Source organism: Cryobacterium sp. AP27 (genome assembly GCF_056680495.1).
Map to the genome: position 1 here is coordinate 1,873,151 of NZ_CM155285.1, position 11,463 is coordinate 1,884,613.

Consider the following 11,463-nt stretch of genomic DNA (forward strand, 5'->3'; position numbering starts at 1 on the left):
CCGCCGTGACGTCCGATTTCGGATCTCGCGGCGGGGCGGCGGTGGAATGTGCGGCTTAGTTGAACCAGAGAGCGAGCTCGCGCGCGGCCGACTCGGGCGAGTCAGACCCGTGCACGAGGTTCTGCTGAACCTTGACGCCCCAGTCGCGGCCCAGGTCGCCGCGGATCGTTCCCGGTGCGGCGGTCGTGGGGTCGGTGGTGCCGGCGAGGGAGCGGAATCCCTCGATGGCACGGTTCCCGGCGATACGGAAGGCGACGATCGGGCCGCTCTCCATGAACTCGACGAGCGGCTGGTAGAAGGGCTTGCCCTCGTGCTCGGCGTAGTGGGCGGCGAGCAGGTCGCGGTCGGCCTGCACGAGCTTGATGTCTACCAGAGAGTAACCCTTGGCCTCGATGCGGCGCAGGATCTCACCCGTGAGGTTGCGGGCGACGCCGTCGGGCTTGACCAGGACGAGGGTTTCTTCGATCGGAGTGTTCATGATGTTTCCTTCTGATTGTCGATGCGAGTGCCGTTGATCATGCAGTACGTCCACATGGCGGCGAAGAGTGCGCCCACGAAAAACATGGCGGGGGTGATGAATCCGGTGGCGATGATGATGACCTGCAGCGCCCAGCCGACCGGGTAGGACCAGCTGAAGCGCAGGAGCCCGATGAGTGCGATCGTGGCCACTCCCAGAACGGCTCCCCCACCCAGCGCGATGAGGGGTGGCAGCGACCCGAGACCAAAGGTCACGAGCGCGGCGAGGAACACCACGATGCTCTCGAATCCGAGCACGATCGATGCGAGGCTACGTTTGACGGATCGCGGGCCGGAGGCGGGTCCCCGGCGCGGCCCGTGGCCTTCCGGGAGATTCGCCGCGTCGGCGGGCTCCGAGGGGTCGGGGGGCGTTGTCACGGTTTCATCCATTCGCCGGTGTCGGCGAGGGTGAGGGCCTCACCGACGAGACTGATCGAACCGGTGACGATGACGGCGCGCTTGGGCTTCTCGCCCGCCCAGGCCCTGGCATCCTCGAGGGCCTCGGCGGTGCTGCCGAAGCGGAACGTGGTGTCTTCGCTCGTGCGTTCGGCGATCATGTCGGCCAGGGAATCAACGTCCAGCGCACGCTCGGAGTGCGACTGGGTCACGTGGAAGCGCGCCACCCGTGGTGCGAGGGCGTCGATGATGCCCGCCGCGTCCTTGTCGCCGAGAATCCCCACGACGGCGACGATTTCCTCGAAGTCGAAGTAGTCGTCGAGCGCCGCGGCGAGGGCTGCGGCGCCGTGCGGGTTGTGTGCGGCGTCGATGAACACGGTCGGTTCCACGCCCACGAGCTGCAGCCGCCCGGGTGATGTCGCGGTGCCGAGTCCCTCGGCGAGCAGGTCACCCACGAGGGCCTGGCTGCCGCCGCCGAGGAAGGATTCCACGGCGGCAATGGCGAGAGCCGCGTTCTGCGCCTGGTGGGTTCCGTAGAGGGGCAGGAAGAGTTCGGTGTAGGTTCCGGCGATTCCTCGCACCGAAATGAGTTGGCCGCCGACGGCGACCTTGCTCTCCAGCAGTTCGAAGGCGTCGCCCTCAACCGCGAGGGTCGATTCGCGCAGCTCCGCGGCACGTTCGATTTCCGCGCCGGCCTCTGCGCCCTGCGCCGCTGACACCACGGCGGCGGCCGGTTTGATGACGCCGGACTTGGTGCGCGCGATTTCGGCGACGGTGCTGCCGAGCCGCTGCGTGTGGTCGAGGGCGATCGGCGTGAACACGGCCACCTGTCCGTCGGCGACGTTCGTGGAGTCCCACTCCCCGCCCATGCCCACTTCAACGACGGCTACATCGACCGGGGCGTCGGCGAAGCACGCGAAGGCGAGCACGGTCAGGGCCTCAAAGAAGGTGAGGGCTCCTTCTCCCTCCTTCTCGAGCTCTGCGTCGATCATGGCGAGGTAGGGCTGAATGTCGTTCCAGTTGCTGGCGAGCAGCTCATCGCTGATCGGTTCGCCGTCGATCACGATTCGTTCGTTGAGGCGTACGAGGTGCGGGCTCGTCATGAGGCCGGTGCGGAGTCCGTAGGCACGCAGGATGCTCTCGGCGATCCGGCTCGTGCTTGTCTTGCCGTTCGTTCCGGCAATGTGAATGATCGGGTAGGTGCGCTGCGGGTCCCCCAGCAGGTCCATGGCCCGCCGTGTGGGTTCGAGCCGCGGGCGCGGCGTCGACTCGCCCAGACGTGTGAGCAGCGCAGCGAAAACGGCGTCGCCGGCTTCCCGCGTTTCCTCGCTGGGCTCGGTGGGTTCGTTGATCTCGGACTGTTCGGTGGGCTCGCGAAGCTCGCCGGGCTCGTCGGTGTCGTCGGTTTCGCCGAGCGCGCTCAGGTCATCGAAGTCGTTCGGTTCATTCAGGTCAGACATTGTCGACTCCGTTCACTCTTGCTACGGCCACCAGAAGTGGTCCGTGGTTGACATAGTGGGCGGCTTCGAACCGTACGTAGTGCTCCACCGGAGCACCGATGAGCCCTGGGAGCCACTCGGAGGGAAGCGTGCCGGGAAGCTCGCCCTCGGACGGGCGGTGGGTGGCGAACGCGGTGGCGAGGGTGTCTCCGGCCACATCGACGTTCGCTGCACGGTCGAAGACGTCCGCGTCATCCTCACTGAGGAAGACGAGGTTGAGACGGATGCGGTCACTCACGTCGAAACCGGCGGATTTGCGGGTGTCCTGCACCGCCCGGATCAGGTCGCGGGCGAAGCCCTCGGCCTCGAGTTCGGCGGTGGTGTTCGTGTCCAGCAGCACAAAGCCGCCGGCGGGGAGCAGCGCGAGGGCCGTTCCCGTGTCGCCGGCCTCACCGGCCTGCAGCGACAGTTCGAACTCGCCCGCGGCAAGCTCGATGCCGCCTGCGGTGACGATGCCGTCGCTCTCGCTCCAGTCGCCGGCGCGCGCGGCCTGAATGACCTGCTGCACGCGCTTGCCCAGCCGCGGTCCCGCCGCACGGGCGTTGACGACGAGGCGACTGGTCACGCCGTAGGCGGTGGCACTGTCGTCCTTCAGCTCCACGATGCTGACCGTCTTCACATTGAGTTCGCTGCGCAGGATGCCCTCGAAATCGGTCAGGGCCGACGTCAGCGAGGTCACCACGGTGAGGTTCGCCAGCGGAAGCCGCACCCGCAGGGACGCCTGCTTACGCAGCGACAGCACGGTGGAGCTGATCAGGCGCACCTGGTCCATGGCGACGACGAGCGCGTCGTCGGCGGGGAAGACCTCTGCGTCGGGCCAGTCGGTGAGGTGCACGCTGCGCCCTCCGGTCAGTCCCTGCCAGATGCGTTCGGTGACGAGCGGCAGCAGGGGCGCGGCGACCCGGCACACCGTTTCCAGCACGGTGTAGAGGGTGTCGAAGGCCTCCGTGTTCTCGGTGCCGCCCCAGAAACGGTCACGGGACCGGCGCACGTACCAGTTGGTGAGCACATCCGTGAAATCCCGAACCCGGGCGGTGGCCACGGTGCTGTCGAAGGCTTCCAGGTCGGCGGCGACGCCGAGGATGAGGTCACGCGTCTTGGCCAGCAGATAGCGGTCGAGCACGTCGGTGGAGTCCGTGCGCCACTGGGCGTCATAACCCTCGTCGCTAGCGGCGTTGGCGTAGAGCGAGAAGAAATACCAGGTGCTCCACAGCGGCAGCATCACCTGGCGGGCGGCCTCGCGGATGCCCTCCTCCGTGACGATCAGGTTGCCGCCACGCAGGACCGGGGAGCTCATGAGGAACCAGCGCATGGCGTCGGAGCCGTCACGGTCGAAGACCTCGTTCACGTCGGGGTAGTTGCGCAGCGACTTGGACATCTTCTGCCCGTCGTTGCCGAGCACAATGCCGTGGCTGACGACGTTCTTGAAGGCGGGTCGGTCGAAGAGGGCGGTGGACAGCACGTGCAGCAGGTAGAACCAGCCGCGCGTCTGCCCGATGTACTCCACGATGAAGTCGGACGGGTTGTGGCTGTCGAACCATTCGCGGTTCTCGAAGGGGTAGTGCACCTGGGCGAAGGGCATCGACCCGGAGTCGAACCACACGTCGAGAACGTCCGTGATGCGGCGCATCGTCGACTGCCCAGTGGGGTCGTCGGGATTGGGCCGGGTGAGGGCGTCGATGTAGGGGCGGTGCAGGTCGGTGGGGCGCACCCCGAAGTCTGCCGCGAGCTCGTCGAGCGAGCCGTACACGTCGACCCGCGGGTAGTCGGGATTGTCGCTCTTCCACACCGGGATGGGCGAACCCCAGTACCGGTTGCGGCTGATCGACCAGTCCCGGGCGTTGCCGATCCACTTGCCGAACTGACCGTCCTTCACGTTCTCCGGCACCCAGTTGATGTCCTGGTTGAGGTCGACCATGCGGTCACGGAAATCCGTGACGCGCACGAACCAGCTCGATACCGCCTTGTAGATCAGCGGGTTGCGGCAGCGCCAGCAGTGCGGGTAGGAGTGCTCGTAGCTGGCCTGGCGCACCAGGCGGCCTTCGGCCTTGATCAGCTGGGTGAGCGGCTTGTTCGCGTCGCTCCACAGTTGCCCGGCGACCTCCGTGATCTCCGGGAGGAACTTTCCGCCGTCGTCGAGGGAGAGGATGACGGGGATGCCGTAGGCCTGGCAGATCGTCTGGTCCTCCTCGCCGTAGGCGGGAGCCTGGTGCACGATGCCGGTGCCGTCAGAGGTCGTGACGTAGTCGGCGAGCACGAAACGCCACGCGTTCTGCGTGCCCCAGATGCTTTCGTCGGCGTAGTAGTCGAAGAGGCGGTCGTAGGAGACGCCTTCCAGTTCACGCCCACCGACCGTGCGTGAAATCGCGGCGACGGCGTCTTCCGCGCTTTCGTACCCGAGGTCTTTGGCGTAGTTGCCGACGAGGTCGATCGCGATCAGGTATTCGGCGCCGAGCACCTCCGCTGGAATGGAACGCTCAGACGGGATCTCTTCGCGGCGCACGGTGGCATCGGGGGTTCCGTTCGGTCCGGCCGGAACGACGGCGTAGACGATCTCCGGGCCCACCGCGAGGGCGAGGTTCGTCGGAAGCGTCCACGGCGTGGTGGTCCAGGCGAGCGCCCGCACGGCGGTGAGCCCGAGGCTCTCGGCCTTGGCCCCGACCAGCGGGAACGTGACGGTGACCGTCTGGTCCTGACGCATCTTGTAGACGTCGTCGTCCATGCGCAGCTCGTGGTTGGACAGCGGGGTCTGGTCGCGCCAGCAGTACGGCAGTACCCGGTAGCCCTCGTAGGCGAGTCCCTTGGTGTGCAGCTGCTTGAACGCCCAGATCACCGACTCCATGTAGGTGATGTCGAGGGTCTTGTAGTCGTTCTCGAAGTCCACCCACCGCGCCTGCCGGGTGACGTATTCCTCCCAGTCCTTGGTGTATTCCAGGACGGAGTCCCTCGCGACGGCGTTGAACGCCTGGAGGCCCATCTTCTCGATCTCGCTCTTGTCGGTGATTCCGAGCTTGCGCTCGGCCTCCAGCTCGGCCGGGAGCCCGTGCGTGTCCCAACCGAAGCGGCGGTGCACCTGTTTGCCGCGCATGGTCTGAAAGCGCGGGAAGAGGTCTTTCGCGTATCCGGTGAGCAGGTGCCCGTAGTGCGGCAGTCCGTTGGCGAAGGGCGGGCCATCGTAGAAGACCCACTCCTCGGCATTTTCCCGGTTGTCGATGGACGCCTGGAAGGTGCCATCGTGCTTCCAGAATGCGAGCACCTCGGTCTCCAGCGCGGGAAAGCTCGGCGACGGGACAACCCCTGCTCCGGGCGAGGCGGCGGCACCGGTTGACGCGGCGGCGCCGGAGGCCTGCTGGCCGGACGTGTGAGCCTTGGGATACAAAGTTTTTCTCCTGGTGGACGGGCACTGGGCCGTTGCCACGAGGACGAACGATTCTGTGGGGAGTCGCCGCGGTACCACCTCGCTTGCCACCGCCCGATCAGGAATGCCCCTGCAGGAGTGACCGCTTCTTCATAGGCTGTGACGGGCCCGACCCGTTCGGCTCTAATGGGCGCCCGTCCGAAGACGCTTGCTGTTCTGCCGAAGACTCACCGGTGATGGCCGGATCACAGTCGTTCTCCCCCGATTCTAGCCGACGACAGGCGCCGATCGCACTACGTGAGCGCGCGGTCTTCGGCGTCGGATCCAGCCCCCGTGGCTCAGAACTCCCCTCAACCGGTTTGACCTACTATGGATGAGGCCACTGTCGCACCGTGAACGTTGGCAAACCGCCTGTCTCGGCCGGACAGGCTGATGAAAGAGACGACATGCTTCTTCCCAGTCCGCTCCGGCGCACCCTTCGAGTTGTGGCCCCGGTGGCCGCCGCGGGGCTCCTCCTGTCCGCATGCTCCGGCACCACGGCGCCCTCGCCCGTGGGAGATCCGGTGCGCGGCGGCACCCTCACCTACGCGTCCGGCGATGCCGAGCCGACATGCCTCGACCCCCACGTCGGCGGCAACTATCCTCAGGCGCTCGTCAGCGGGCAGTTCCTCGAAGCTCTCGTTTCGCGTGATTCGTCGGGCGAGATCATTCCCTGGCTTGCGGACTCGTGGGAGCCGAGCGCCGACGGATTGTCCTGGGACTTCACGCTCAAGGAGGGAGTGTCGTTCACCGACGGCACGCCCCTGGATGCGGCGGCTGTGCAGGCCAACGTCGCGCATCTGCAGGATCCGGAGACGGGTTCCTCCACCGGTTACCTCGCGCTCGGCAAGGTCGCGTCGACTGAGGCGGTGTCCGAGAACGTGGTGCGCTTCGTGCTGAGCGAACCCGACAGCGCGCTGCTCGAATCCCTGTCGCAGCCGTGGCTGGCCATCGAGTCTCCCGCCGGCCTGGCGCGCAGTCAGGACGACAACTGCGCCGCACCCATCGGCACCGGCCCGTTCCAGGTGGAGAGCTGGGTGAAACAGAACGCGATCATGCTCGTGCGCAACGACGACTATTCCTCCCCGCCCGGCGACGCCCGCAATACGGGACCGGCCTACCTCGACTCGATCGTGTGGCGGTTCATCCCGGATTCCGCATCCCGGTACGCCGCCCTGCAGGCCGGTGAGGTCGATGTGATCGATAATGCCCAGCCCGACACGATTGCGCAGGCCGAGGAGACCGACACGACCGCGCACCTCGACGCCCCGCGCCCCGGCGCGTCCAACCGCATCGAGCTCAATTCCGGCAAGGCCCCGTTCAACGATCCGCTGGTGCGCGAGGCCTTCGTGCGCTCGGCCAACGTTGACGACGCCGTGTCCGGTCTGTTCCTGGGCACCGCCGAACGCTCCACCTCCGCGCTGTCGAGCGTCGAACCGATGGCCGTGCAACGCCCCGACCTGTTTGAGTATGACCCGGCGACCGCCAATGACCTCCTCGACGAGGCCGGATGGACCACCAGGGACTCCGACGGGTACCGGGTCAAGGACGGGGTTCGCCTGTCTGTGGTGTTCCCGGTGAGCACCAACCAGTCGATTCCCGCGGAGCAGTCCCTGTTCGAGCAAATCCAGGCGACGGCCAAGGAGACCGGTTTCGACGTGCTGCTGACCCCGATGGACCTGTCGAGCTGGTACGGCGCCCTCGGCGCCAATGAATATGACGCCGTGAGCGCCCCGTACACCAAGGTCGGCCCGGATGTTCTGCGCATCCTCTACGACTCCGCGGGGATCGTCCCGGCGCCGAGCGGCTACTTCGCCAACCATGCCCAGGTCAACGATCCTCGGATCGACGAGCTCCTCACCGAGGCGGCCCAGGTGTCAGACGAAGGCGAGCGCGAGTCGCTGTACACCGAGGCCCAGGACCTCATCCTCAGCGGCTACTACATTCTTCCCCTGTATGACCAGCAGAATCATTTCCTGCTCGGTTCCGCCGTGCAGGGCGCGCGCGCCCTGCCGACCGTGTCGACGCCCACGTTCTACGACGCCTGGCTGAACCGGTAACCGATGCCCCGCCGCACGGCGCCCGATGACTCTCGCATCACCCACCGCGTACCGGCGCGCTCCCCCTCGGCGCGCCTGGTCATGCGTGTGCTCGGTGCGGTCGGGGTGCTCTGGCTCGTGGCGACACTCACCTTCTTCGCCGTGCGCCTGATCCCCGGAGACCCGGCGCAGGCGATTCTCGGCGGACCAGGCTCGCAGGCATCCGCCGCGGCACTTGCCGCGGTTCGCGCCGAATACGGCCTCGACCAGCCGCTTCTCGTGCAGTACCTCGCACAGCTGGGCCGGTTGGCCACCGGTGACCTCGGCCGCTCCTACGCGCTCAACATGGACGTGGGACCGCTGGTGATGAGTCAGATCGGCGGAACACTGCTCCTGGCGGTGCTCGCGCTCGCCCTCGCGTGGCTGCTGGCGCTCGGCCTCGCCACCTGGTCGACGCGCGGCGGCGGCGTCGCTCGCCGGATCGGCTCCGGACTAGAAATCGTCGCGGCGGCGCTGCCGCATTTCTGGCTCGCGACGTCGCTGATCGTGGTGTTCAGCATTTGGTGGGGCGTTCTGCCGCCCATCAGCACCTCCGGACCGGCCGGACTCGTTCTGCCCGTTGTGACCCTCGCCGTTCCCCTCGCCGGCTTTCTGGGCCAGCTGATGCGGGAATCCCTGCTCACCGCGCTGGAATCCCCGTTCGTGCTGTCGGCGAGGGCCCGCGGGGAAAGCGAACGCGGGGTGCGCTGGATTCACGCACTGCGTCACGCCGCGTTGCCGGCGGTCAACCTCTCCGGGTGGGCCTTCGGCTCTCTCATCAGCGGGGCGGTCGTCGTAGAAACGATCTTCGCCCGGCCGGGTCTCGGCCGGACTCTGCTGACCGCGGTGACCGTGCGCGATGTTCCGGTCGTCGTCGGAGTGGTCCTGATCGTGTCGCTCGCCTACATTCTGATGACCGTTCTCACCGATGTCGCCGCCCGAATCGTTGACCCCCGGTTGCGTCTGGCATGAGCGAACTCGAGATTCGCGCCCACGTCGCCTCGTCCCCGGGGGCCCTCGGCGGAGCCGTCCGCCGCGTGAGTGCAACGGAACTGATCACGGCCCTGCTGGGCCTGTTCCTCCTCACCGCCGCGATCGCACCGCAGCTTGTGGCGCCCGGTGACCCGCTCGCGATCGACCCGCTGTCCGCGTTCACGGCCCCGTCGGTCGCGCACGGCTTCGGGACCGATGAGTCGGGCCGGGACATCTACACCCGCGTGGTGCACGGCACCGGCAATTCCCTCCTGATCGGTGCGGCCGCCACGGCCATCGGTCTGGGACTGGGGCTCCTGCTCGGTGTGCTGGCCGGAACGCTCGGCCGTGCCGTTGATTTCGCCGTGAACCGTCTACTCGAGGTGCTGTTCGCCTTTCCCGGGTTGCTCCTTGCCCTGGTGTTCATTCTTATTTTCGGTCCCGGCATCGCCACCGCGACGATCGCCGTCGGCCTGTCAACGGCCCCGGGTTATGCCCGCATCATCCGCGCCCAGGTGCTGAGCGTTCGCTCCTCGGCCTTCGTCGAGGCGGCCACCGTGCAGGGGCTCGGCCGCGCCGGCATCCTGACCCGCCATATCCTGCCGAACACCCTTACGCCCCTGCTCGTGCTTGGCACTCTGGGCATCGGGCAGGCCATCGTCTGGGCGGCGACCCTCAGCTATCTCGGCCTCGGCGCCGCGCCGCCGGCCGCCGAGTGGGGCGCCATGCTGTCGGCGGGCCGCACCTACATCACGTCCGCCTGGTGGATGAGCTTCTTCCCGGGATTGTTCATCGTGCTGACCGCCGTCACCGCCACGGTGCTCGGCCGCAGCATCGAACGACGGTTGCGTCACGCATGACCGCGATGACTCCCCCCGACGCGGCGTCGCCGCTCCCCCTCTCCGTCCGCAACCTCAGCGTGTCGTTCGGCACGGCCCAGGTCGTCACGTCCGTCTCGTTCCAGCTGGCCGCCGGTGAATGCCTCGCCATCGTCGGCGAATCCGGTTCGGGAAAGTCGGTGACGGCGCGCACCCTCCTGGGCCTGGCCGGAGCGAACGCGGCGGTGCGTGCCGACGAGATCGCGCTCGGAGGCCGCTCCGTGCTCGGCCTCTCCCCCGCTGCCTGGCGGAAACGGCGTGGACGCGACGTGGGGCTCGTGTTGCAGGATGCCCTGGTCTCCCTGGACCCGCTGCGCCCCATCGGCCGGGAGATCGGGGATTCCCTGCGGCTGCACACCGGCATGGGGGCCACCGCCCGCCGTCGGCGTGTGATCGAACTGCTCGAGTCCGTTGGGCTGCCCGAACCCGGCCTGCGCGTACGGCAACGCTCGGGGGAGCTTTCCGGCGGTGAACGACAACGCGCGCTCATCGCGGCGGCTCTCGCGCTGAACCCTCCGCTGCTCATCGCCGACGAACCCACAACGGCACTCGATGTGACCGTGCAGGCCCAGGTGCTCGAACTGCTCGACGACATCAAACGCCGAGGAACGGCCGTGTTGCTGATCAGCCACGACCTCGCCGTCGTGAGCCGGATCGCCGACCGTGTTGCCGTGATGCGGGACGGCGAACTGATCGAAACCGGGCCGACCCGGGACGTGCTGCGCCGCCCGCAGCATCCGTACACCCGGCGGATGATCGCCGCCGTTCCCGGCGACAAGCCGCGCGGCACCCGCCTGGCGCCGCCGGCGACCGCGGCAGACCGCGCCGCGCACGGCGACACCGTGCGCACCCGGGAACGTCGTGCCCCCGACGCTCCGGGCGCACCCCGGATCGCGCTGGAGGCCCGCGGCCTCGTGAAAGCCTTCACCCGCCCGGACGGAAGCCGGGTCAACGCCGTCGACGACGTCTCGTTCCGTCTCGAGCAGGGCACCACCCTCGGGATCGTGGGCGAGTCCGGGTCGGGCAAGACAACGACCGCGCGCCTGCTGCTCGCGCTGACCACCGCCGACGAGGGACGCGTCGAGGTGCTGGGCGAGGCGTGGAGCACCCTGAGCGAGGCGCAGCGACGGCCGCGGCGGGCAACCGTCGGCGCTGTCTACCAGGATGCGCTCGGCTCCTTCGATCCCCGGCACTCGGTCGGCCGGATTCTGCGCGATGCCGCCGGTGAGGGGCATCGTAGACGCGGTACGCCGCATCCCCGGGTGCTCGAGCTGCTGGACAGCGTCGGCCTGGAGCGCACCGTGCACGAACGACGCCCGCTGCAACTCTCCGGCGGCCAGCGCCAACGCGTGGGTATCGCCCGCGCCCTGGCCGGACGGCCTCAGATCCTGATCTGCGACGAACCCGTGTCCTCCCTCGACGTGAGCGTGCAGGCGCAGGTTCTCGACCTGCTCGACGAATTGCAGCGGGAACTCGCCCTGAGCATGATCTTCATCTCCCACGACCTCGGCGTGATCCAGCACATCAGCGACCATGTTGCCGTGATGCAGCACGGCCGCATTGTCGAAACGGATGCCGCCGGTCAGGTGTTCCGAGCGCCGACGCAGGCCTACACCCGGCAATTGCTGGCTGCCGTTCCGACGCTGACGCTGGAGTAGGCCGCACGGCATGCGTCTGGCGTGTCACTCGCACTGGGTGTGAAATTGCGCCCCATTTCCAGCCTCCTG

At 67.8% G+C, this 11,463-nt stretch carries 8 protein-coding genes; 4 read left to right on the forward strand and 4 right to left on the reverse strand.

All coding sequences use genetic code 11. The features are described from left to right. Positions 1-55: 55 nt before the first annotated feature. Genes ndk through ileS form a run of 4 tightly spaced genes read right to left on the reverse strand, consistent with a single transcriptional unit; the run spans position 56 to position 5,790 of the window. Positions 56-478, reverse strand: a complete 423-nt coding sequence (ndk, locus tag AC1MB9_RS08955; RefSeq protein ID WP_479961619.1) for a nucleoside-diphosphate kinase — start codon at positions 476-478, stop codon at positions 56-58. Then, positions 475-894: a DUF4233 domain-containing protein gene (locus AC1MB9_RS08960; protein ID WP_479961620.1), complete on the reverse strand. Its 420-nt coding sequence runs from the start codon at positions 892-894 to the stop codon at positions 475-477. The genes ndk and AC1MB9_RS08960 overlap by 4 nt, the downstream gene beginning before the upstream one ends. Next, positions 891-2,372, reverse strand: a complete 1,482-nt coding sequence (locus AC1MB9_RS08965; RefSeq protein ID WP_479961621.1) for a bifunctional folylpolyglutamate synthase/dihydrofolate synthase — start codon at positions 2,370-2,372, stop codon at positions 891-893. Before AC1MB9_RS08965 ends, AC1MB9_RS08960 begins: the two co-directional genes overlap by 4 nt. Beyond that, positions 2,365-5,790 carry an isoleucine--tRNA ligase gene (gene ileS / locus AC1MB9_RS08970; RefSeq protein WP_479961622.1) on the reverse strand — a complete coding sequence of 1,142 codons (3,426 nt, stop codon included), beginning with the start codon at positions 5,788-5,790 and terminating at the stop codon, positions 2,365-2,367. Before ileS ends, AC1MB9_RS08965 begins: the two co-directional genes overlap by 8 nt. Positions 5,791-6,215: 425 nt before the next feature. Here ileS and AC1MB9_RS08975 point away from each other — a divergent pair, with 425 nt between their 5' ends. Genes AC1MB9_RS08975 through AC1MB9_RS08990 form a run of 4 tightly spaced genes read left to right on the forward strand, consistent with a single transcriptional unit; the run spans position 6,216 to position 11,394 of the window. Next, a complete protein-coding gene (locus AC1MB9_RS08975; RefSeq protein ID WP_479961623.1) occupies positions 6,216-7,868 on the forward strand; it encodes an ABC transporter substrate-binding protein in 1,653 nt (550 codons plus the stop codon). A gap of 3 nt (positions 7,869-7,871) precedes the next feature. Beyond that, positions 7,872-8,858, forward strand: coding sequence for an ABC transporter permease (locus AC1MB9_RS08980; protein WP_479961624.1), 987 nt, complete (start codon positions 7,872-7,874; stop codon positions 8,856-8,858). After that, a complete protein-coding gene (locus tag AC1MB9_RS08985; RefSeq protein WP_479961625.1) occupies positions 8,855-9,718 on the forward strand; it encodes an ABC transporter permease in 864 nt (287 codons plus the stop codon). The genes AC1MB9_RS08980 and AC1MB9_RS08985 overlap by 4 nt, the downstream gene beginning before the upstream one ends. A 5-nt stretch (positions 9,719-9,723) precedes the next feature. Beyond that, on the forward strand, positions 9,724-11,394 hold the full coding sequence (locus tag AC1MB9_RS08990; RefSeq protein ID WP_479961626.1) for a dipeptide ABC transporter ATP-binding protein: 1,671 nt from the start codon (positions 9,724-9,726) through the stop codon (positions 11,392-11,394). Positions 11,395-11,463: the final 69 nt, after the last annotated feature.